The sequence below is a fragment of the Draconibacterium sp. IB214405 genome, from assembly GCF_033963885.1.
In the GTDB taxonomy this organism is placed as follows: domain Bacteria; phylum Bacteroidota; class Bacteroidia; order Bacteroidales; family Prolixibacteraceae; genus Draconibacterium.
The window spans coordinates 803,638-825,026 of sequence record NZ_JAXBMA010000002.1 but is presented as its reverse complement, the minus strand read 5'-3'; the positions used below and the strand labels follow the sequence as shown (position 1 = coordinate 825,026).

General features: G+C 39.7%; 22 protein-coding genes and 1 tRNA gene. 20 read left to right on the top strand and 3 right to left on the bottom strand.

The window, feature by feature from the left end:
• Positions 1–62 precede the first annotated feature (62 nt).
• From dnaA to SLH46_RS09555, 10 genes are all read left to right on the top strand, one after another.
• Positions 63–1,490 (top strand): chromosomal replication initiator protein DnaA, encoded by a 1,428-nt coding sequence (gene dnaA, locus SLH46_RS09600; RefSeq protein WP_320280962.1) that lies wholly within the window; start codon positions 63–65, stop codon positions 1,488–1,490.
• 39 nt (positions 1,491–1,529) lie between these two features.
• Complete coding sequence (locus tag SLH46_RS09595) at positions 1,530–2,387, top strand: EamA family transporter (protein ID WP_320280961.1); 858 nt, start codon at positions 1,530–1,532, stop codon at positions 2,385–2,387.
• Complete coding sequence (locus tag SLH46_RS09590) at positions 2,387–2,989, top strand: IMPACT family protein (protein WP_320280960.1); 603 nt, start codon at positions 2,387–2,389, stop codon at positions 2,987–2,989. The genes SLH46_RS09595 and SLH46_RS09590 overlap by 1 nt, the downstream gene beginning before the upstream one ends.
• 314 nt (positions 2,990–3,303) lie before the next feature.
• A complete protein-coding gene (gene pyrB / locus SLH46_RS09585) occupies positions 3,304–4,212 on the top strand; it encodes an aspartate carbamoyltransferase (RefSeq protein ID WP_320280959.1) in 909 nt (302 codons plus the stop codon).
• A 7-nt stretch (positions 4,213–4,219) separates the two neighbouring features.
• Positions 4,220–4,693: an aspartate carbamoyltransferase regulatory subunit gene (gene pyrI / locus SLH46_RS09580; RefSeq protein ID WP_320280958.1), complete on the top strand. Its 474-nt coding sequence runs from the start codon at positions 4,220–4,222 to the stop codon at positions 4,691–4,693.
• Positions 4,694–4,817: 124 nt separating this feature from the next.
• Positions 4,818–4,901, top strand: a tRNA-Leu gene (locus tag SLH46_RS09575).
• Positions 4,902–5,237: 336 nt separating this feature from the next.
• Entirely contained in the window at positions 5,238–5,801 is a 564-nt protein-coding gene (locus SLH46_RS09570) for a Crp/Fnr family transcriptional regulator (RefSeq protein ID WP_320280957.1), read from the top strand.
• Positions 5,802–6,043: 242 nt separating this feature from the next.
• Entirely contained in the window at positions 6,044–6,649 is a 606-nt protein-coding gene (locus tag SLH46_RS09565) for an FMN-dependent NADH-azoreductase (RefSeq protein WP_320280956.1), read from the top strand.
• 52 nt (positions 6,650–6,701) lie between these two features.
• Positions 6,702–7,376 (top strand): hypothetical protein, encoded by a 675-nt coding sequence (locus tag SLH46_RS09560; RefSeq protein ID WP_320280955.1) that lies wholly within the window; start codon positions 6,702–6,704, stop codon positions 7,374–7,376.
• Between the two features lie 104 nt (positions 7,377–7,480).
• Positions 7,481–7,696 (top strand): hypothetical protein, encoded by a 216-nt coding sequence (locus SLH46_RS09555; RefSeq protein ID WP_320280954.1) that lies wholly within the window; start codon positions 7,481–7,483, stop codon positions 7,694–7,696.
• Between the two features lie 24 nt (positions 7,697–7,720).
• On the opposite strand, the gene SLH46_RS09550 is transcribed toward SLH46_RS09555, so the two are convergent.
• Both SLH46_RS09550 and SLH46_RS09545 read right to left on the bottom strand, forming a co-directional pair.
• Positions 7,721–8,617, bottom strand: a complete 897-nt coding sequence (locus SLH46_RS09550; RefSeq protein WP_320280953.1) for a helix-turn-helix domain-containing protein — start codon at positions 8,615–8,617, stop codon at positions 7,721–7,723.
• Positions 8,618–8,659: 42 nt separating this feature from the next.
• Positions 8,660–9,832 carry an iron-containing alcohol dehydrogenase gene (locus SLH46_RS09545; protein WP_320280952.1) on the bottom strand — a complete coding sequence of 391 codons (1,173 nt, stop codon included), beginning with the start codon at positions 9,830–9,832 and terminating at the stop codon, positions 8,660–8,662.
• 301 nt (positions 9,833–10,133) lie between these two features.
• Between SLH46_RS09545 and SLH46_RS09540 the strand changes: the two genes are divergently transcribed.
• The 7 genes from SLH46_RS09540 to SLH46_RS09510 all read left to right on the top strand — a co-directional run bounded on the left by SLH46_RS09540 (position 10,134) and on the right by SLH46_RS09510 (position 15,887).
• Complete coding sequence (locus SLH46_RS09540) at positions 10,134–10,874, top strand: carboxymuconolactone decarboxylase family protein (protein ID WP_320280951.1); 741 nt, start codon at positions 10,134–10,136, stop codon at positions 10,872–10,874.
• A gap of 21 nt (positions 10,875–10,895) precedes the next feature.
• Positions 10,896–11,420 (top strand): (R)-mandelonitrile lyase, encoded by a 525-nt coding sequence (locus SLH46_RS09535; protein ID WP_320280950.1) that lies wholly within the window; start codon positions 10,896–10,898, stop codon positions 11,418–11,420.
• 64 nt (positions 11,421–11,484) lie between these two features.
• Positions 11,485–12,045: a sugar O-acetyltransferase gene (locus SLH46_RS09530; RefSeq protein WP_320280949.1), complete on the top strand. Its 561-nt coding sequence runs from the start codon at positions 11,485–11,487 to the stop codon at positions 12,043–12,045.
• A 219-nt stretch (positions 12,046–12,264) separates the two neighbouring features.
• A complete protein-coding gene (locus SLH46_RS09525; protein ID WP_320280948.1) occupies positions 12,265–13,023 on the top strand; it encodes a carboxymuconolactone decarboxylase family protein in 759 nt (252 codons plus the stop codon).
• A gap of 23 nt (positions 13,024–13,046) precedes the next feature.
• Positions 13,047–13,445: a cupin domain-containing protein gene (locus SLH46_RS09520; protein WP_320280947.1), complete on the top strand. Its 399-nt coding sequence runs from the start codon at positions 13,047–13,049 to the stop codon at positions 13,443–13,445.
• A gap of 41 nt (positions 13,446–13,486) precedes the next feature.
• Positions 13,487–14,545 carry an alpha/beta hydrolase gene (locus SLH46_RS09515; RefSeq protein ID WP_320280946.1) on the top strand — a complete coding sequence of 353 codons (1,059 nt, stop codon included), beginning with the start codon at positions 13,487–13,489 and terminating at the stop codon, positions 14,543–14,545.
• 160 nt (positions 14,546–14,705) lie between these two features.
• Entirely contained in the window at positions 14,706–15,887 is a 1,182-nt protein-coding gene (locus tag SLH46_RS09510) for an esterase (protein WP_320280945.1), read from the top strand.
• Between the two features lie 92 nt (positions 15,888–15,979).
• On the opposite strand, the gene SLH46_RS09505 is transcribed toward SLH46_RS09510, so the two are convergent.
• Positions 15,980–17,089: an MBL fold metallo-hydrolase gene (locus SLH46_RS09505; protein WP_320280944.1), complete on the bottom strand. Its 1,110-nt coding sequence runs from the start codon at positions 17,087–17,089 to the stop codon at positions 15,980–15,982.
• Positions 17,090–17,305: 216 nt separating this feature from the next.
• Here SLH46_RS09505 and SLH46_RS09500 point away from each other — a divergent pair, with 216 nt between their 5' ends.
• From SLH46_RS09500 to SLH46_RS09490, 3 genes are all read left to right on the top strand, one after another.
• Positions 17,306–17,800 carry a cyclophilin-like fold protein gene (locus tag SLH46_RS09500; RefSeq protein ID WP_320280943.1) on the top strand — a complete coding sequence of 165 codons (495 nt, stop codon included), beginning with the start codon at positions 17,306–17,308 and terminating at the stop codon, positions 17,798–17,800.
• Positions 17,801–17,908: 108 nt separating this feature from the next.
• Positions 17,909–19,717, top strand: a complete 1,809-nt coding sequence (locus tag SLH46_RS09495) for a glycoside hydrolase family 2 protein (protein WP_320280942.1) — start codon at positions 17,909–17,911, stop codon at positions 19,715–19,717.
• A 143-nt stretch (positions 19,718–19,860) separates the two neighbouring features.
• The gene (locus SLH46_RS09490; RefSeq protein ID WP_320280941.1) at positions 19,861–21,375 is read left to right on the top strand and encodes a family 43 glycosylhydrolase; all 1,515 of its coding nucleotides are present in this window, start codon (positions 19,861–19,863) and stop codon (positions 21,373–21,375) included.
• Positions 21,376–21,389: the final 14 nt, after the last annotated feature.

Sequence of the window (21,389 nt, the reverse complement as noted above, 5' to 3'; positions counted from 1 at the left end):
TTTTGCTCTCGGAATACCACTAGGGAAAATTTTTGTAGAACCTCATTATCCAGCAATTGTAAATGAACAACGAGTACAGATCTGCATGGGAGAAATGCCTCAACGTTATTAAAGATAACGTTCCTAGCAGCAGCTTTAAAACTTGGTTCGAGCCGATCGAACCGGTTAAATTGGAAAATAAAGTATTAACAATTCAGGTGCCAAGTGCCTTCTTTTACGAGTACCTTGAAGAACAGTTTATCGACATTCTTCGCAAGACACTTCGTATGGTTTTGGGTAACGGAGCCAAATTGGAGTATAACGTTGTTCTAAGCAATAAAAACAGTAACGAACCGTATACTGTTAGTTACCCAACGAATAATAATAACAAGATTCAGAATAAACCACTTACTGTGCCATTAAAAGCAGAGGAAAAAGCAACCATAAAAAATCCGTTCATCATTCCGGGGATCCAGAAATTACAGATCGACCCGCAATTAAAACCGGATAACACCTTCGAAAATTTTGTTGAAGGCGATTGCAACCGTTTGGCCCGCAGTGCAGGTTACGCCGTTGCACAAAATCCGGGAGGAACTGCTTTTAACCCTTTAATGATTTACGGTAACTCGGGATTGGGAAAAACCCACTTGTCGCAAGCCATTGGTATTGCGGTAAAAGAAAACTTCCCCGACAAAGTGGTATTGTATGTAAACGCGAATAAATTTCAGACGCAATTTACCGAGGCAACGCGTAATAATAACCGCAACGACTTTTTACATTTCTACCAAATGGTTGACGTGTTGATTCTTGACGACGTGCATGAATTTGCCGGAAAAGAAAAAACACAGGAGACATTCTTCCACATTTTCAACCACTTGCACCAAATGGGTAAACAGCTGATTTTAACATCAGACAAACCGCCTATTGAGCTAAAGGGAATGGAACAGCGTTTACTGTCGCGTTTTAAGTGGGGACTGACTGCCGATTTGCAAACTCCCGACTTTGAAACCCGCATGGAGATTCTGCGCCGTAAAATTTATAAAGACGGCATTACACTTTCGGAAGAAGTATTGGAATACATTGCATCGCATGTAACAAATAACGTTCGCGAGCTGGAAGGCGCGTTGGTTTCATTATTGGCACAGTCGATGTTGAACAAACGCGAAATTACGCTGGAACTGGCAGCCAAGTTGATCAACAAACTGGTTAAAAACTCAAAACGCGAGCTTTCTATCGAGTACATCTCAAAAGTAGTTTGCGATTATTTCAGCATGCCGGTTGATGCGCTGCAAACCAAAACCAGGAAACGCGAAATCGTTCAGGCGCGGCAAATTGCCATGTATTTCTCGAAAAGTTTAACGAAATACTCTTTGGCAAGTATCGGGGCACAAATTGGTAGTAAAGACCACGCCACCGTTCTCCATGCATGTAAAACCGTAAACAACCTGAAGGATACCGATAAAAATTTCCGACAGTTTGTCGAGGACATAGAAAAGAAATTAAAAATGTAATACTGGCAGGCTTTTAAGCCTGCCTTTTTTTTTGCCCGTATGATATACCTGATCCTGTGCATCCTTTCATCGTCAATGATCTATGTGATTTTCAGAGTTGCAAAAAATTACAATTGTAAACTTCAATCACTGATCACGATAAATTATCTGGCTGCAAGTTTACTGGGCATTCTTTTGTTTCAACCTTTTGCCGATGGTAAAAATCCGCCGGCACTCCCCTATTGGATGCCTTTCGCTGTAATCCTTGGGATTCTCTTTATAGCTATGTTTTACCTTATTGGTTACAGTTCGCAAAAGACAGGAATTACCGTAACCACACTGGCGAATAAATTGTCGCTGGTTTTTCCGGTAACCTTCTCGCTGATCTATTTTAACGAACAGCTTTCAACCGTAAAAGCCATTGGAATTGTTACCGCCATAATTGCTGTTGCATTAACGGTCTACAAAAAAGAAAAAGCTAAAATCAACCTCATATACATTGGATTGCCACTTTCAATCTTTTTCGGAAGTGGGCTGATCGACTCGATAGTAAAATACGTTCAGGCGATAAAGATTACAGAAAGCGAAACATCGTTATACACCATTCTGGTGTTTGTGGTTGCTTTTTTATGCGGAGTAATCATATCAATATTTACAAAGGCATATCGCCATCGACTTAATCCGGTTACACTTCTTCTCGGAACACTTTTGGGAGTGGTAAATTTTGGCTCCCTGTATTTTATGATAGAAGCATTAAATAAATCGGGATTACAAAGTTCGCTGGTTTTTGCCCTGAATAATATGGCAATTGTAGCATTTACGGCCATTTTAGGCACCTTACTTTTTAAAGAACGCCTGAATAAAATTAACTTTGCGGGTGTTGTTTTAGCACTTATCAGTTTATATTTCCTGTTATAATGGACGATCAATATAAAACCATAGAAACACCAAGTACCGGCTACTTTAAAGACAAAGGCAGCAAATTTTACTCGTATGCCTACCCTTTAAAAGATGAAGAAGAAGTAAAGGATTTGATTGCCGCATTAAAAAAAGAACACCACAGTGCGCGCCATCATTGTTATGCCTGGCGGCTGGGCACCGAAGAAATTTGCACACGAGCCAACGACGATGGCGAACCTTCGTCAACAGCCGGGAAACCGATTTTAGGACAATTACAAAGCTACGAGGTAACCAATATTCTGGTAGTGGTAGTTCGTTATTTTGGAGGCACATTGCTTGGTGTCAGTGGCCTTATTAATGCCTACCGCGAAGCCACTGTTGAGGCGCTAAACAATGCCGACATCCTGTCTAAACTCATTGAAATTCAGTATGAACTAAAATTTGAATACGACATGCTGAATACCGCTATGAATAAACTTAAACAGGAAAACTACGACATTGTAACAACCGATTTTCAGGAAAGCTGTCGGCTGATATTTAAAACGCGAAAATCGGAAGATGAAAGGGCTTTTCAGGCATTTAATGAAATATACGGAATAGAGATAAAACGGCTGGATTAGCATTTTTATCTGTTAATAAAATGCTGATAAGTACGCCACACTATTTTTGACAAACGTTAACTAACACTGTATTTTTGAACCATGATGCTACGCGTGATATTCCACCTTAACTTTCTTGAGCGAGGCACTAGAAAACGCTTTGAGAAGGTTTCTTTTTCCCAAAGTAGCGTCAGACGATTTTTAAGAGCAATCGTTTTTTTCTATAAAAAAGGTTCTACTTTTTTTCAAATTAACGAAGACCAACATTTTATTTTCCGAAATGTTGGTCTTCTTTTTTTCAGTCAACCATATTATCAAACTCAATATTTAAGGCAATGAAGAAGGATTTAATTTCAATCACAGATTTCTCAAAAGAAGAATATCTGAGAATTATGGAACTGGCCGCGGATTTTGAAGCGAATCCCAACCAGGAACTGTTGAAAGGGAAAGTTGTTGCCTCCCTTTTTTTTGAGCCATCAACACGCACACGCTTAAGTTTCGAAACAGCCATTAATCGTTTGGGGGGACGAATTGTTGGTTTTGCCGATCCTGATAGCTCGAGTGCAACTAAAGGCGAAACACTGCACGACACCATTAAAATGGTTAGCAACTACGCCGACCTTATTGTGATGCGTCATCCGCTGGAAGGTGCGGCGCGTTATGCGGCCGAAGTTTCGAGTGTGCCGATTATTAATGCAGGCGATGGTGCCAACCAGCACCCTACACAAACGCTGCTCGACATGTATTCCATTTTAAAAACGCAGGGAACGCTCGACAACATTAACCTGTTTATGGTTGGCGACCTTAAATTCGGCAGGACTGTACATTCGCTGCTGCAGGCCATGTCCGTATTCGAGAATCCGATTTTTAACTTCATTGCACCCGAAAGTTTGCAAATGCCTCGCGCTTATAAACATCATCTGGAAGAAAGAGGTATTCGTTATTTTGAGCACGAAGAGTTTACCGACATTATTTCGGAAGCCGATATTATTTATATGACCCGCGTTCAGAAAGAGCGTTTTTCGGACCCAATGGAGTACGAAAAAGTTAAAGACGTTTACATTTTAAATAAAGCAATGCTGGAAAATACCAAACCAAACGTTCGGGTATTGCATCCGCTTCCACGCGTTAACGAAATTGCCACCGATGTCGACAGCAGCGAAAAAGCCTATTATTTCGAGCAGGCACTGAACGGGATGTTCACACGCGAAGCAATTATCTCACATGTAATGAACCTTAAATAATACAGCCATGGAAAATAATGACATGAAAAAGAAGCTAAAACTAAAAGTTAGCGCCATTAAAGACGGAACAGTGATCGACCACATTCCTGCTAAAAGTTTATTTGAGGTAATATCAATATTAGGGCTCGACCTTATTGAAAACCAGATCACTTTCGGAACCAACCTCGAGAGTGGTAAACTTGGTGCAAAGGCTATTATAAAGGTTTCGGATAAGTTTTTTGAAAACGATGAGATCAATAAAATTGCTTTGATTGCACCACACGCCAAACTCAATATCATTAGAGATTACGAGGTGGCCGAAAAGAAAATTGTTGAGATTCCACAAAAAATTACTGGAATTGTAAAATGCTTTAATCCAAAGTGTATCACCAACCACGAAAAGATAACTACTTGTTTTAAAGTAATTAACACAAATCCTATTGCCTTAAAATGTAAATACTGCGAAAAGATTACGGCAGAAGACCAAATAAAAATGTTGTAGAAATAATTGTTTTCCGCTAAATCCGCCTTTTTAAAGAAACAAGAAGGCGGATTTTTTATATATTTGCACGTCCAAAATCGAACAGAAATAAACACTGCAGATTTTGGAAAGTTCATATTAGAATGCCCAGTTGGCGGAATTGGTAGACGCGCTAGTTTCAGGGACTAGTGTCCGCATGGACGTGAAGGTTCGAGTCCTTTACTGGGCACACATATATAATGCAATAAGCTTTTTTTCAGCTTATTGCATTTTTTATTTATATATCATATAAATAAAATATAAATATTTCACAACCTATTTTCTATCTTTTCGCTTTCAAAACATCAGATAGAATATGATACTCACCGTGCAAAGTCCGCTCCAGCTAAGATCATATTGTCGTTATATAATCGTTGATAAGTTCAGTTTGCCTATATCTCAACAGTTGCAACCACTTAATCGCCAATTATAGCTTTAAACAGTTGGGTCCGGTATCTGAAAAATATAAAGTTCAAGTACTTGATATTAATACAGGGTATTCTATTTTTGTTTTAAAGAGCAAGAAATGAGTGATATTTTAAAATATACAAATTCCATTTCTCCGTTATCGGATGAAGCCAATGCAGATTATCTGCAGTGCATTCATACGAAAACCTATAAAAAAGGCGAACTAATCCATATCGAAGGCAAAGTTTGTAAAGACTTGTTTTTTGTGGAATCCGGCCTGGCCAAACATTTCTATTATCACGATGGCAATCAGTACGTATTCCGATTTTTTTCAGAACAGGATTTTTTTATTGCCACCGATAGCTTTTTTAACGATCTACCTGCCGAATATTCCACACTTGCCCTTGAAGAAACAACAATCAGTTATCTGGAATATGAAGATTTTGAGCGTCTTTGCAATAAATATCACTCCTTTGAAAGCTTTGCACGCAAGTTTGTTTCTATTGTTGCTTACACCGCCATTTCAAACCTAAAAGGTCTGCTTTATCTAAATGCTACCGATCGCTATGCCAAGTTTATAAAGGAATACGGACATCTTCAGCAAAGAATTAGTTTAGGCGACACCGCAGGTTTTCTGGGCATTTCGCAGGTACAGCTAAGTCGTATTCGATCGAAAAAATAGGTTTTTAACATTTGTAAAAAGTTTTCTCCTCCCCCGCGAATACATTTGCATCATAGTCTTTTCAAAATTCGATATCGATTGACAAAAAGACTTTAAAAGTCGATTTGTAACCAAGCTGATTAATCATGCTTTAATGGGATTTGTATGCCCAAAAATTCAGCTTACAACCGGCTTTTATATATGAGAGTAAGATTAGAATTAAGCAACTGAATTAGTGCAATTAACAATTTAAAAACACGACAATGAGCAAAGTATTGTACATTAAAGCCAACGCCAAACCGGAAGGCGAATCAAGAACCTTTCGCATTTCAGATAGTTTGATCAACAAGTACATGGAAATACATCCTGAAGATGAAATTACCATGCTTGATTTGTATGAAGAGAATCTGCAGTTTTTACCTAAAGGAAAGTTGCAGGAACTGCGCAATGTAACCGGCGACGAAGGTAGAAATCACCCGATTTTAAAGTATGCCTACCAGTTTCTTGAAGCCGATAAATACATTATTTCGGAGCCAATCTGGAACCTTGGAATTCCTGCTATCCTAAAAGCTTACATCGATTATGTAGCAGTTGGTGGTATTACTTTTACTTACACTGCACACGGACCTGTAGGAATGTGCCACAACAAAAAAGCCGTAAATATTATCACTCGCGGTGGCGACTATTCGTCGGAGCCAATGGAGTCGCTTGAAATGGCCGACAAATACCTGCGCAACATTTTCCGTTTTATGGGAATTACTGATTTTACTACTGTTGCAGCCGATCGGCTTGATGTGATTACAGAAAACACAGAGGAAATTCTACATACGGCTATTGAAGAAGCTGAAGAACTTGCATTGGCATTCTAAAAGCTATTCAAACGCCTCAAAGTCATGATTTATAATTTTTAAATGAAATAATATGAAGAGAAAAATTTTTAGCCTGTTATTATTTACGTTTGCCGTTTTAGCCTCGTTGGGAGTTTACGCCCAGCCGAGAGAAGCTCCGGCTAATCAACCCGCACCAATTCCCTTAGAAATTGTATTAAGTGGCGATGGATGGGTATCGCAAATGATTATCGACAAAAAATTTGCCCCCGAAAGTAAGTTTGGATTTTTTGGCTTGTCATACTTAAAAGCCGATTACGACAATGCTGAATTTTTGAGGGAATCGATCAACCTGGCGTTCCTGAAATACGACATATTTAAAGGAGTGAGCCTGATGTCGGGTGCGATCATGAATTCCCAGTGGGGATTCAGACCTTATGCAGGTGCCCAATACGGATATCACAGCAGAACGTTTATGGGTGTTATTAATTCGGGATTTCATCTTACCGAGACAAAAAATTTCGAATCATTAGCTATCCTTGAATACCGACCTCCAATTAAAGGTGCCTGGTCATTATACTCACGCGCACAAGGGCTTTACAGCTATAACTCAGAGATTGACGCACACGACAGAAGTCACTTTTACGCACGACTTGGTGTTAGCTACAAAAACTATTCGTTTGGTGGCGCATACAACTACGACTGCTATGGCCCGCACAAAATTACCGATAACCAGTTTGGTATTTTCTTAGGTGTATTGTTGCAATAGTGTAATCCGAGCTATTAAGTCTTTTAGTTAAACGAATGTTTGGAGTTGTATTTTTCATAAAAGAAGAGTCGCAACGACAAATTAAAATCTAAAATTTTAGAACGATGAAAAACTTTATAAAACAAGGGCTTATTGGTGGAATTATGGGATTTATAATGAGTTTTATAATGAACTACCTAATGACACCGGTTCCGGAAACGTTAATAGATCACGCCATTGGACATGGAATTAGCGGTGCCATTAGCGGATTTATGGGAGGTTTTATGGGAATAATGGGTTATTGGGCCCTTCAAAAAAAGAACAAAAGAAATGCAGCCTGAGCTGTATTTCTTTTGTCATATCTACTAATTCAAATTTCTATACTCATTGGGCGACATTCCTACCTGCTTTTTAAACATGCGGGTAAAATGTTGCGGATGTTTAAATCCCAGTTCGTAAGCAATATCACTTATTGATTTCTCGCTATCGAATATCTTCTCTTTTGCTACATCAATCATTTTTAACTGAATATGCTCCTGAGCCGACTTTCCAGTCTCTTTCTTAAGCAAATCACCCAGGTAATTAGGTGAAATAAACAATTTATCGGCACAGTAACTCACCGATGGCAATCCTGAGATAAGTGGTTGTTCCGAAGCAAAATAATCTTTCAGAATATGCTCGAAACGGGCCAAAATATCTTTGTTCACATGATTTCTGGTAACAAACTGCCGTTCGTAAAAACGTTTGCTATACTTTAAAAAGAGCTCAATGTACGATACAATTAATTCCTTGCTATGCGTATCGATAGCATGTTGCAATTCGTAATTAATATTATCGATACACTGATCTATCAGCTCTCTTTCCTTGGCTGAAAGATGTAGTGCTTCATTTACTTCGTAGGAAAAGAAAGTATAATCGTCAATCGTTTTTCCTAATGATGTACCATGAATTAAATCAGGATGAAAAAGAATAGCAGTACCAGACGCCTGCCTTTTTTCGCCTTTGCTTTCTATACCATAAACCTGTCCGGGCGAGATAAAAATTAGCGTACCTTCTTCGTAATCGTAATTATTAATTCCGTAGGTAATATTTCCACATTTAATATCTTTCAGAAAAATGGCATAGAAATTCATCTGCGCCCTGACAAATGCAAATGGCTCTGTTTTAGCAAAGTCTATCACACTTATTAAAGGGTGTAACGTTTCCTGCCCTACTGAATTGTTGTATTCTGTTACCGAGTTTATTTTATGAATCTCACTCATAGCCCAAGTTTTAATAGTACATACAAATTTAAGCAACAATTATTATACGGCCTCATAAGCAGTTTTTAGCACATCCAGTACTTCATCATGCGTTAATTTCTTATAAGCACCTAATAAAATGGTTGAGTTAGCAATATCCGGCAACATTTCTTCGGTAGCTCCCAGCTCCTTCAAATTAATAACGATACCGCATTCTTTACAAAATGCTTCCAGTGCATCAATACCCGCAAGTGCAAGTTCTTCTTTCATTTTACCCTCTTCGCTAATTCCCCAAACTTGTGTTGCAAAACGTGCGAATTTATCAATACCATATTTGTATATAGTTCGGTAATATGGAAGCGAAACAGCTGCCAGTCCCATACCATGAGCACAATCGGTGTATGCGCCAACCTGATGCTCGATCATATGTACCATCCAATCAGAAGGTTTGCTTAAACCCATTAACGGATTCATTGCCAGGGTTGCACTCCACATCAGGTTACTTCTTGCTTCGTAATCCTCCGGATTAGCAACGGCAATTTTTGCACTGTTAATGATGGAACGAAGCAATCCCTCAACAAGATAATCGGAGGTAACATCGTCCTCACCCGAAAAATACACTTCCATAAGATGCGACATCATATCGAAAATACCACTTACCATCTGGTATTTTGGAAGTGAGAAAGTGTACTCCGGATTTAGGATAGAAAACTTAGGATACACATTTGCTGGAAACACGCGTCCCATTTTCAGTTTCATATCATCATTTGTAATTACCGATCCGCCGTTCATTTCCGATCCGGTTCCGGCCAAAGTAAGAATCGACGCTACCGGTACGATTTCGTTATCAACAGGCTGAAATTGCAACCAATATTTTGTCCACGGATCACCTTCGCAATAAGCCGAAACTGAAATTGCTTTTACACAGTCGATCACCGAACCGCCACCAACTCCAAGAATCAAATTAACCTTATTGTCGCGAACAAGTTGAGCACCTTCTTTAACTTTTTCCCAGGTTGGATTGGCCATAATTCCGGTAAGTTCAACAATGTTTTTCCCACTATCTTTTAGAATTGATAACACTTGATCGTACAGTCCAATTTTTTTTATCGAACCTTTTCCGTAAGCCAATAGTATTGTATCGCCGTAGTTGGCCAATTCTGCTTTCAAGTTGTTTAACGATTCTTTACCAAAATGAATCGTTGTTGGATTTTCGTATGTGAAATCTGTATTCATTTCTGTTTTCTTTTTAAAGTTCGATGCAAACATATCGAACTATTTTTGAAGTAGTTACCTGTTCCTTTTAAGTTCCGTAATCTGGGTAGGTAATTCAGGAATTTGGGTAATTCGTGCCCTGTCAAAGCATCTAATCACCTCATTTCAAAACCTTGCGTACGAATTCCGTAATAAAGGTAAGTTAGTCCGTAATATTGGTAATTTCCTTTTCTAACTTCTTCAAATCTTTGCAAAGTGATATTGTATAGGTTAGAATAAAATTACCGACATTGAGTAATAAAACAGACATAAACTATTGAATATGAAAATAAATGTATCGCAATTCGCAACTCTTGTATTATCAGTTTTCGTATTGACTTTAACAACAACAGCCCAAAATAGCCCTGCCGATGACCACCATTTAAATGCTAAACAAAAAAGTATGGTAGCAATTTCAAGCTACACTGCCCAAGGTAAAATCACGGAATTGAGCCTGGCGTTGAACGATGGTTTGGACGCCGGATTAACCATTAACGAAATTAATGAAGCCATTGTACAACTTTACGCTTATTGTGGTTTTCCACGGAGTCTGAACGGCATTAATGCATTCAGAAAAGTTTTGGAAGAAAGAAATGCCAGAGGAATTTCTGATGAACAAGGCAAGGAAATTACCATGCACAGCCAAAGTGGCGACCGTTATGAAAGAGGCAGGAAAGTGTTGGAAGAGCTAACGAATATGCCGCAATCGAAACCGGCTCCCGGATTTGGTGAATTCTCCCCTCGTATCGATGCCTTTTTGAAAGAACATTTATTTGCCGATATTTTTGAAAGCGATGTGTTGAGCTACTTTCAACGAGAGTTAATAACCAATGCTACTTTAGCATCAACGACCGGTACAGGATCTCAATTAGGTGCTCATATTATGTTTGGAATGAACGTTGGAATTAGCGAAGGTCAATTGAACGACATGTTTGATGTCATTGAAAAAACAGTTGGAAAGGAAGAGGCTGAAAACGGACGAGCAATCTTAAAAAATGTGCTAACCATGAGAAATCAAAATTGATAACTTTTTTAATTTTAAAACATGAATCGAATTATTTCAAATACCTTGTTAGTTCTTGGTCTTTTAATCTTCGTTATCGCTTGTAATCAACCAACAACAAATACACAAAAACCTGAAACCATTGAAGAAGCTGTAAAAGCCATCGATCCAATATTTACACAAAATCCTGCTCCTGATGAGTTCACTGCTAAATTCTTCACCGGTAAAGTTGGTGTTCGTATGATGTTGGGAAACGACGAAAACAACGAATATTCAATTGCCAATGTAATTTTCGATCCAGAATCGCGTACCAACTGGCACACACATCCCAAGGGGCAAGTACTGCTGGTGCTGGCCGGCGAAGGTTTTTACAAAGCCGAAGGAGAACCGGTACAGAAAATAAAAAAAGGCGATGTGGTAAATATTCCACCACACGTGAACCACTGGCACGGAGCAGCTCCAAACAGCGAGTTTGTGCATGTTGCACTGACCAACTATAAAGAAGGTAAAAATGTTACATGGGGCGAACCGGTAAGCGATGAAGATTACAAGAGCGTTATGCAGTAGATAATGCGGTGAGAATATAAATAAGAAGCATGACTCAACCACTATAAAAACCTAAATCAACAAAATGAGCAAAGATATTTTTCAACGTTTACAATCCGGAGAAGCAGTTTCCTACACCGATCCACAACATTTTCAAATTTCTGAAGCAGCTGCACGCACAACAAAGCTATTGATAGAACTGAATGCAACTGCCGAAACTGAAAAGGTACGCCAGTTGTGGGGCGAAATTTCGGGAGAGCCACTTGATGCAAGCACCATGATCCAGATTCCAGTTCATGTAAACATCGGGAAATTTACCCGAATCGGAAAAAATGTATACATCAATCATCTCTGTTCAATGCTTGACATGGGAACCATAACCATCGGCGACAATGTTTTGATCGGGCCAAAAGTTAATATTCTCAGCGAAGAACATCCTGTAAATCCTGCCGACAGAAAAGCATTAATGGTAAGGCCGGTTGTTATTAAAAACGGTGCATGGATCGGTGCTGCAGCCACTATCCTTCCGGGAGTTACTGTCGGGGAAAACTCAATTGTAGCTGCCGGGGCGGTTGTAAATAAAGATGTACCGGACAATACTATTGTAGGTGGTATTCCTGCAAAAGTTATAAAGCAAATTGACTAAGTAATTTTGGTCCCCCTACTGACACGGAATCGTATTATCATTTATGTAATTAACGGATATAAAATACACAAAACTTCTCCCAGACATTTATCTTCAAATTCCGTAATAAAGGTAACTCATTCAGTTATTTGGGTAATTTCATTCGACCGCGAATAGTGATCTTTGTATGGTGAAAATCTCATAATCGTTTGATGTTGAGAAATTCTTAAATACAAAGAAATGGACAGGATAGAATTAAGTAAGAAAAAGTTTGAAGAATTATTCGGACAACACACAGGTCCGCTAACAGAAACTGATCCGGATTTGCAGGAGATGCTTAACCGCTTCATTTTTGGTGAAGTCTTTTATCAGGGTGACTTGAACGACAAATTGCGTGAATTAATTACAATCGTTGTTCTAACCACCAATCAAACGCTCGAGCAACTGCAGGCACATGTTTTTGCGGCTTTAAATATCGGTGTAACACCCGTTGAAATCAAGGAAGCAATCTACCAATGTGCTCCATATTTAGGATTTCCAAAGGTCCTAAATGCAATTAATAAAGCCAACGAGGTTTTTATGGCTGCAAACATTTCACTTCCTGTTGAGAGCCAGAAAATAGTGACCGAAGAAACCCGTTTCGATGATGGCTTGAAAGTTCAAAAAAGCATCTTCGGCGAAATCATCGATAAAATGCATGAGATGGCTCCCGATAATCAGAAGCATATTCAGAACTACTTGTCAGCATTTTGCTTTGGCGACATTTATACCAGAGGAACACTGGACTTAAAAACCCGCGAACTACTCACTCTGTGTATTTTAAGTGCACTGGGTGGTTGCGAAAGCCAGGTAAAATCGCATGTAAACGGTAACCTGAGTGTTGGAAACGATAAAAACATCATGCTCACCGCAGTTACTCAATGTTTGCCCTACATGGGATTTCCAAGAACATTGAATGCGTTGGCCTGCATTAACGAAATAATACCAGAAAATAAATAATTAAACAATAGGAGAATTTTAAAATGAGTGAATTTAAACAAGCATTTCCTCTGGGACAGAAAAACGATGCTTTCGCAGAATACTTTACAGGACAAAGCTACCTGGCAGTATTAACATTAGAAGGCGTTCCTTCATTCAACGTAACTTTTGAACCGGGATGCCGCAACAACTGGCACGTACACAATGGTGGCGGACAAATTTTGTTTTGCACAGCCGGAACAGGTTGGTACCAGGAAGAAGGCAAACCTGCCCAAAAATTGAATCCTGGCGACACCGTTAACATTCCTGCTGGGGTAAATCACTGGCACGGAGCAGCAAAAGACAGCTGGTTCGCACACATCGCATTGTCAGTTCCGGTTGAAGGATCGACCACACAATGGAACGGCCCGGTTACCAACGAAGAATACAACAAACTGGGCTAAACAAACAGGAAGCAATTACAAAAACAGAAAACAATTAAATAATGAGAAAACTTTTAGCAGTGGCACTGCTGTCAGTCGTTGTACTGGCACAGGCACGTTCAGAAAACAAGCAAACAAACAACAAAACAGAGATGAAACAGACAGAAGAACATTACACATTTAAATTAAGTGATAAAGTTACCCGCGAAAAAGTCACATTCACAAACCGTTACGGAATCACCCTGACCGGCGACCTGTATTTACCAAAAGACAGAGGAACAGAACCACTACCTGCATTGGCAATCAGCGGTCCTTACGGAGCCGTTAAAGAACAATCATCAGGTTTATACGCCAACCAATTCGCACAGCGCGGTTTTGCTGTTGTAGCTTTCGATCCTTCGTTTACAGGAGAAAGCGGTGGCGAACCTCGAAATGTAGCATCACCAGATATTAACACCGAAGACTTTAGTGCAGCTATCGACTTCCTAGGAATTCAATCCTTTGTTGATCGTGAGAAAGTAGGAATCATGGGAATTTGTGGTTTTGGTGGCATGGGCTTAAACGCAGCAGCCGTTGACAAACGAGTTAAAGCAATTGCCGTTGCGAGCATGTACGACATGTCGCGTGTTACTGCACGTGGTTATTTTGATAGTATGACTCCGGAACAACGCTCACAAATGTTGGAACAACTGGGCGAACAACGCTGGAAAGATGCGGAAAACGGAACACCAGCCTATGGTCCTGCCGGACTACCTGAATCGGATCAGCTAACCGGAGAAGAACCAGAATTTGTACAAGGTTACGTAAACTACTACAAAACAGAGCGCGGATTTCACCCACGTTCGATCAACTCTAACGGATCGTGGACAGCAACCAACGCATTATCATTTATGAACATGCCGCTGCTTACCTACATCAGCGAGATTTCGCCTCGTCCGGTATTGATTATTGCCGGCGAAAATGCACACTCTCGTTACTTTAGCGAAGATGCATACAAAGCAGCCAACGAGCCAAAAGAACTGATGATTATTCCGGGTGCCGTACATACCGACTTGTACGACAAAACCGATGTTATTCCGTTCGACAAACTGGAGTCATTCTTTAAAGAAAACCTGAAATAAGGATTTGATGAGAATAAATGAACATAGAATAGTAGCACCTCGCATCTACGAGGTGTTTTCTATTTTTTCAATATTCTACTCAATCCCAAAACCAGAGAATTGAAACAAACGTATATAACTATTTATTTATAAGAGACTTTAATCAATAAAATAACTAATCATGAAACAACTTTTCTTTACTTTACTTATGGGGCTAATCACTTGGTCTCTAAGTGCACAGCAAGATTTGTTTAACGAAAATCCAATTGTATCTCCACAGATTAACGCCGATAATTCCGTTACTTTCCAGGTTAAGGCTCCAACAGCCGAGACGGTAAGCGTTTCAGGCAGCCTCGATGCTGAAAAAGCGCTTGCCCCTATTACCTATGATATGAAAAAAGGAGATGATGGAGCATGGAGTTTTACGACTCCGGTTTTGCCGTCAGAATTGTACAGGTATCATTTTATTATCGACGGGGCTCGAACAACCGATCCTGGTAATGCTTTCGCCATTCGCGATGTTGGGAATCTGTCCAGTATATTCATTATTGGAGGAGGTCAGGCCGATCTTTACAAAGTTCAAAAGGTTCCTCATGGGACTGTAGCTTTGAGATGGTATGATTCTCCGGGTAATGATAAAATGCGTAGAATGACTGTTTACACACCTCCTGGTTACGAACAAAGTTCTGAAAAATACCCAGTATTATACTTGCTTCATGGTGTTGGCGGCGACGAAACAGCATGGACAGGTTCTGGTAGGGCCGCAGAGATTTTGGATAACCTCATCGCAGAAGGAAAAGCGAAACCAATGATCGTGGTGATGACCAATGGAAATGTTTCGCAGGAAGCAGCGCCAGGAAATGGTAGCGACGGTTTTGTGAAACCAACATTCATGCTTCCGCACACCATGGATGGTAAGTTTGAAGAAACCTTTGTTGATGTAATGAAATTTGTTGAAGCCAATTATCGCACAATCGAAACGAAAGAAGGACGTGCAATCGCAGGTCTATCAATGGGTGGCTTTCACACTGCTAACATCTCGATGCACTATCCAAATACATTTAATTATGTGGGCTTATTTTCATCGGCTTTAGGCGTTCGTCCCGGTGGTGCAAATTCTACCTCTCCTGTATATCAAAACCAGGATGAGAAGCTAAAACAGCAAATGGAGAATGGTTACAAATTGTACTGGATGGGTATGGGTGTTGATGATATGCCAATGATCTTTAATGGGAATGCAGATTTCAGAAAGAAAATGGACGATATGGGTATGAAATATGAATACCTGGAAACTGAAGGCGGACACACTTGGAACAACTGGCGTAATTACCTGTCGGTATTTGCACAACGACTGTTTAAATAAGAACTATTCGCAATCGAATTATATAATTCAAAAGCCCACTCAAAAAAATGAGTGGGCTTTTGCTTTTTCCTTAAACAGAACTGGTCTCTTTATTAGTTCAGCCCCTTCCACCACTGTCTAAAAGTTTGCGTATTGTCTTTAAGAAATATTGGTTCACCAATTTTTGGTGTTAAAACTGAAATACCTGAATCAGCATGATTTTCAGTAATTTTATTCAAAGGCTCATCCCACGGATGATTTGCCAATGCAAATTTTGAATGATGAACGGGAAGTATCTTTTTACTTTTTAATTCTCCGGCAATTTTAAATACCTGGTCGGGCATTGTATGAATAAGGTTCCAGTTGTTATCGTACTGTCCCTGTTCTAAAATTGCTAAATCGAATGGCCCGAATTTAGACCCGATTTCTGCAAAGTGAGTATCGTATCCCCCATCTCCGCCTAAAAATAAGTTATAAGCAGGTGTTTTCAGTACAAATGAAACCCACAACGTTTGGTTTCCTTTTAAACCTCTGCCTGAAAAATGTCGTGCTGGCGCGGCTGTTAGCTGCAATCCTTCAACTAATTCAACTCCTTCAAACCAATCGAGTTCAGTAATTTTAGACTTGTCAAATCCCCAGTATTCAAAATGCTGCCCTACTCCCAGTCCACAAATTACCTGTGAAGTTTTGGCCTTCAGACTCATCACGGAATTGTAATCTAAATGATCCCAATGATCGTGTGTGATTACCAGATAATCAATTGCCGGCATATCTTCAGCATTGTAAACACCTGTCCCTTCAAAAATTTTATTTATAAACGGAAACGGCGAACCATAAGCGCTAAATACCGGATCGATTAAAAATGTTATGCCATCCACTTTTATTAAGTACGATGAATGGCCAAACCACAGGACATAATCTTCATCGTGTTTTATCGATTTTATATCGGTTTTAACGACAGGAATCTCATCTTCCGGCGTTACCCTTATTTTCTTTCTGGTCATAAAATCGAACATCACCTGCATCCGGCTCTTCTCTGCTGTAATTGTTGGTGTTGGACTAAAGTTTTTAAATTCACCACTACGATAATTTGCCGACTGTTTTATCCGCTCCAATCTTTCTCCTCGTGGTGTCTGACCAAATTTTTTCTGTTTCAATGTTACCATGGCTGTTAAAGTAATTAATAAAACTATTGTACCCAGTACTCCTATTGTTTTCTTCATATCTGAACCGGCTTGTTCGCCTATTATATTCAGCTACAAATATTGCCATGAATTTTAAAAATCACTTATCCGAATTACGGATTTACTTACCCCGATTACATTTTTCATTCCGTAAAACGGGTAAGCAATTCAGTAATTGAGGTAAAATTTTTTGAGTGTCAAACCCGACCTTTGTATCATTAATACGAAAATATCGTATTCAAAATTCATAAAACGATGATACGAAAGGCTATGCAATTATTTAGCACACTACTGGTACTAATCTCATTATTCAGTTCATGCGAAGGTCATGATATAAATCCTGTTAATGAAGTCATTGTCAATGATTCATCGGATAATCAAATTAACACAAACAAAATGATTTTAAAAATTGGAGATAGCACACTCTCCGCAACTTTGGCAGACAATTCTTCGGCAAAAGCACTGGCCGATGAGCTGGCAAAAGGAACGATAACTATTGAGATGCGTGATTACGGCAACATGGAGAAAGTTGGTTCGCTCGGAAAAAGTTACCCAACAAACGACGAATCGATAACCACGGAACCCGGCGATATTATTTTATACCAGGGAAATGCTTTGGTAATTTATTACGCGCCCAACACATGGAGTTTTACCCGATTGGGAAAAATTGACAATACTTCGAAGGAAGAACTGCTGCAAGTACTCGGCGAAGGTAATGTATCAGTTACTTTATCGTTGCCGGAAGATTAGAATTTATCTGATGATCTTTTTTATCAAAGTATGTAAATTTGCCTTGATGATGAATAAAAAATCGTCATCCCGTTAAGAAGTTTCCTGAAATATATTAAAACCATTTTTATGCTATTATTAAAACGTAGTCTGTTTCTGTTTCTGTATTTAGTTGCTTCATTCAGTTTTGTAGAAGCTCAGAATATTTTTATTTCAAATGTCCAACACCGAACAACAACAAGTTTAAACGGCAAATGGCAATATGTAATCGATCCGTACGAAACAGAAGGTATGGGAGGCATGCCGGTGTATAAAAACTACATTCCAAAAGAAGAAAGCGACAGGGTTGAATATAGTTTTACTGACGGCAGAACTTTGTGGGTTCCGGGAAGCTGGAATATTCAACATCCCGAGCTTCGTTATTTCGAGGGAACGGTTTGGTATCGTAAAACATTCCATCAAGCTGAAATTTCAGATGGCAAACGCTACTTTATAAATGTTGGCGCTGCCAATTACCTTACCACTGTTACGTTTAATGGCGAAATTCTGGGAAAACACGAAGGTGGATTCACACCTTTTTCATTCGAGATAACTGACCTCATCAAAGAGAAAGACAACTTCCTGATAATTGGTGTCAACAGCGCAAGAAAAGCCGACAATGTTCCGTCGAAAGTAACTGACTGGAGCAATCACGGTGGTATCATCCGCGATGTTAGTCTTGTTGAAGTCCCCACGACTTTTATCAATAATTACTTTGTATCGCTTGATAAATCCACGCTCGCACAAAAAACAAAAATAATAAACGGGAAACTGGAACTGGCAGGAAATACACTGCCCGAAAAAGCCAGAATCGTTATTCCTGAATTAAACATCGAACAGGAACTTGCACTTAATTCGAATGGTACGACGGACTTTTCTATCGACGTTAAAAACCTGGAGTTGTGGTCGCCTGAAAATCCGAAATTGTACAAGGTTACCATTGAAGCCGGTGATGATAAAATCAGCGATGAAATTGGTTTCAGAACCATTGAAACAAAAGGAAAAGAGATTCTGCTAAACGGTGAACCCATATTCTTAAAAGGAATCTGTTTGCACGACGAGAATCCACTTCGTAAAGACCGCGCCAACTCTGTTGAAGATGCAAAACTGGTGTTGGACTGGGCACAGGAATTAGGTTGTAACTTTATTCGTCTGGCACATTATCCTCATCAGGAAAACATTGTTCGACTGGCCGATAAAATGGGTATTCTGCTTTGGGAAGAATTGCCACTGTATTGGGGAATTCAATGGGGCAATCCTGAGGTTCTTGAAAAAGCTAAGCAGCAATACACCGAATTGATCAATCGCGACTATAACAGGGCCAGTTCTATTATCTGGTCGATTGCCAACGAAACAGCACCAATCCCCGATCGTAACAAATTTTTATCTGATTTGGCCGATTATGTGCGCACTATTGATGATACACGATTGCTTTCGGCTGCCATAAAAAAAGACCAGGAACTGGATGGACACCCCGACAGTGTCTACACCTACAACGATCCGATCATTGAAAAGCTCGACATCATTAGTTTGAATGAATACCTGGGTTGGTATGGCGGATTTCCTGAAGAATGCCGAAATAAAACATTTAAGGCAGGTTACGAGAAACCAATTATTGTAAGCGAGTTTGGCGGTGGTGCCATGCAAGGCTTCCATGGAGACAAATATACGCGCTGGAGCGAAGAGTTTCAGGAGTATTTATATCAAGAGAGTATTGCAATGTTTGATAAGATTGACGGACTAGCAGGAATGACGCCCTGGATTTTGGTCGATTTTCAGTCTCCGCTACGTCAATTATCCGGTGTTCAGGATGGTTGGAATCGCAAAGGACTAATCTCTGAAAAAGGGTTCAAGAAAAAAGCATTTTTTGTTTTGGAAGAATATTATCGCACCAAATAATCATTCGGGCTCCCATTTTTAGCTTTTGAAACAAATAAGGCAGCAACCCGAAACATTTTGACCATATAAAGTTTTTCACTCAATAACGATGTGCATTAGCTTTGTGTGGTTATTAAAATCATTAAAACCTTATCAAAATAAGAATGAATTACAGGACAATATTTTTCGTATTGATGTTTTTTAGTTTCGGCCTTTTTACCAACGGGCAGGACAAATCGCAACCAAATACAAACAGCTCTTTTACTAATCCACTGTTTCATGGAGACTACCCCGACCCCAGCATTTTACGCGATGGAGAAGACTACTACCTTGTTCATTCATCGTTCTACTACTATCCCGGTTTGCTTATATGGCATTCAACAGATTTAATTAACTGGGAGCCGGTCGCCAATGCACTGCATACTAACGTTGGTTCGGTTTGGGCGCCGGAGCTCACAAAGTACGATGATAAATACTACATCTATTTTCCGGCCGACAACAAGAACTACGTAATTACAGCCGAGAATATTGAAGGTCCCTGGACAGAACCGGCTTTAATAGACATAAGTATGATCGATCCCGGACATGTAGTGGATGAAAAAGGTAACCGCTACCTGTATTTTAGCAGTGGAAGTTATGTGCCTTTAACTGACGACGGATTGACTGTTGCCGGCGATCCGGTGCATAGTTACGACGGTTGGGAAATTCCGCGCGAATGGTCGATCGAATGTTTTTGTATGGAAGGTCCAAAACTTTTCAAACGTGGCGATTATTATTATTTAACCGTTGCTGAAGGTGGAACTGCAGGGCCAGCTACCGGACACATGGTAATTTCTGCGCGTTCGAAATCGCCTCTTGGGCCATGGGAAAATTCACCTTATAATCCGATTTTAAGAGCTGAATCAAATAAGGATCAGTGGTGGTCAGTTGCTCACGGAACTGTTTTCGACGATGTTGAAGGAAACTGGTTTATGATGTTTCATGGTTACGAAAACGGCTTTTACAATATGGGGCGCCAAACCATGCTCACTCCTGTTGAATGGACTGAAGATGGCTGGTACAAAATACCAGACAACATTGATATTGCCAAACCAATGGTACTTCCCGGAAAAGCAAATGTGGCTCAGCAACCTATTAAATTAAGCGACGATTTTTCAGAAGACGAATTAAATCCGCAATGGAAATTCTTTGGAGGCCATGATGCAGAGCGTTATGAAGTTAAAGACAACAGCATTGTAATCAACGGCAAAGGACACGGAATTGCTGATTGTTCGCCAATGTTGACCATCCCGGCCGATCACGCTTATACTGCCGATGTGGAAGTGGAAATTGAAGGTGATGCCATTGGTGGATTGGTGCTGTTTTATAACCAACAGGCTTCTTCAGGAATTCTCGCTGACGATACAAACATTCTATCCAACCTCAGGGGATGGCAATTTGCCACCGAACAAAATGTTATCGATCGTCACGTGTTTTTACGACTTAAGAGCATAGATAACACTGTTGATATGTATTACAGTCTCGACGGAAAAGACTGGATCAAAACCGAAAATTCGTTTGAAACATCTGCTTTGCACCATAACGTTTTGAGTGGATTTCTAAGTTTGCGTATCGGACTTTGCTCGATCGGCGATGGTAAGGTTACTTTTAAGAATTTTCAATACCAATCTTTAAAATAACAATAGTCCGAAAT

Bases quoted from the DNA above. Each gene is read 5' to 3' on its own strand.
- SLH46_RS09570 (WP_320280957.1), top strand. From the start codon at position 5,238: ATGAGTGATATTTTAAAATATACAAATTCCATTTCTCCGTTATCGGAT.
- SLH46_RS09500 (WP_320280943.1), top strand. From the start codon at position 17,306: ATGATACGAAAGGCTATGCAATTATTTAGCACACTACTGGTACTAATC.
- pyrI (WP_320280958.1), top strand. From the start codon at position 4,220: ATGGAAAATAATGACATGAAAAAGAAGCTAAAACTAAAAGTTAGCGCC.
- SLH46_RS09520 (WP_320280947.1), top strand. From the start codon at position 13,047: ATGAGTGAATTTAAACAAGCATTTCCTCTGGGACAGAAAAACGATGCT.
- SLH46_RS09490 (WP_320280941.1), top strand. From the start codon at position 19,861: ATGAATTACAGGACAATATTTTTCGTATTGATGTTTTTTAGTTTCGGC.
- SLH46_RS09560 (WP_320280955.1), top strand. From the start codon at position 6,702: ATGAAGAGAAAAATTTTTAGCCTGTTATTATTTACGTTTGCCGTTTTA.
- SLH46_RS09495 (WP_320280942.1), top strand. From the start codon at position 17,909: ATGCTATTATTAAAACGTAGTCTGTTTCTGTTTCTGTATTTAGTTGCT.
- SLH46_RS09545 (WP_320280952.1), bottom strand. From the start codon at position 9,832: ATGAATACAGATTTCACATACGAAAATCCAACAACGATTCATTTTGGT.
- SLH46_RS09555 (WP_320280954.1), top strand. From the start codon at position 7,481: ATGAAAAACTTTATAAAACAAGGGCTTATTGGTGGAATTATGGGATTT.
- SLH46_RS09590 (WP_320280960.1), top strand. From the start codon at position 2,387: ATGGACGATCAATATAAAACCATAGAAACACCAAGTACCGGCTACTTT.
- SLH46_RS09510 (WP_320280945.1), top strand. From the start codon at position 14,706: ATGAAACAACTTTTCTTTACTTTACTTATGGGGCTAATCACTTGGTCT.
- SLH46_RS09525 (WP_320280948.1), top strand. From the start codon at position 12,265: ATGGACAGGATAGAATTAAGTAAGAAAAAGTTTGAAGAATTATTCGGA.
- SLH46_RS09540 (WP_320280951.1), top strand. From the start codon at position 10,134: ATGAAAATAAATGTATCGCAATTCGCAACTCTTGTATTATCAGTTTTC.
- SLH46_RS09550 (WP_320280953.1), bottom strand. From the start codon at position 8,617: ATGAGTGAGATTCATAAAATAAACTCGGTAACAGAATACAACAATTCA.
- SLH46_RS09530 (WP_320280949.1), top strand. From the start codon at position 11,485: ATGAGCAAAGATATTTTTCAACGTTTACAATCCGGAGAAGCAGTTTCC.
- SLH46_RS09505 (WP_320280944.1), bottom strand. From the start codon at position 17,089: ATGAAGAAAACAATAGGAGTACTGGGTACAATAGTTTTATTAATTACT.
- dnaA (WP_320280962.1), top strand. From the start codon at position 63: ATGAACAACGAGTACAGATCTGCATGGGAGAAATGCCTCAACGTTATT.
- pyrB (WP_320280959.1), top strand. From the start codon at position 3,304: ATGAAGAAGGATTTAATTTCAATCACAGATTTCTCAAAAGAAGAATAT.
- SLH46_RS09515 (WP_320280946.1), top strand. From the start codon at position 13,487: ATGAGAAAACTTTTAGCAGTGGCACTGCTGTCAGTCGTTGTACTGGCA.
- SLH46_RS09565 (WP_320280956.1), top strand. From the start codon at position 6,044: ATGAGCAAAGTATTGTACATTAAAGCCAACGCCAAACCGGAAGGCGAA.
- SLH46_RS09535 (WP_320280950.1), top strand. From the start codon at position 10,896: ATGAATCGAATTATTTCAAATACCTTGTTAGTTCTTGGTCTTTTAATC.
- SLH46_RS09595 (WP_320280961.1), top strand. From the start codon at position 1,530: ATGATATACCTGATCCTGTGCATCCTTTCATCGTCAATGATCTATGTG.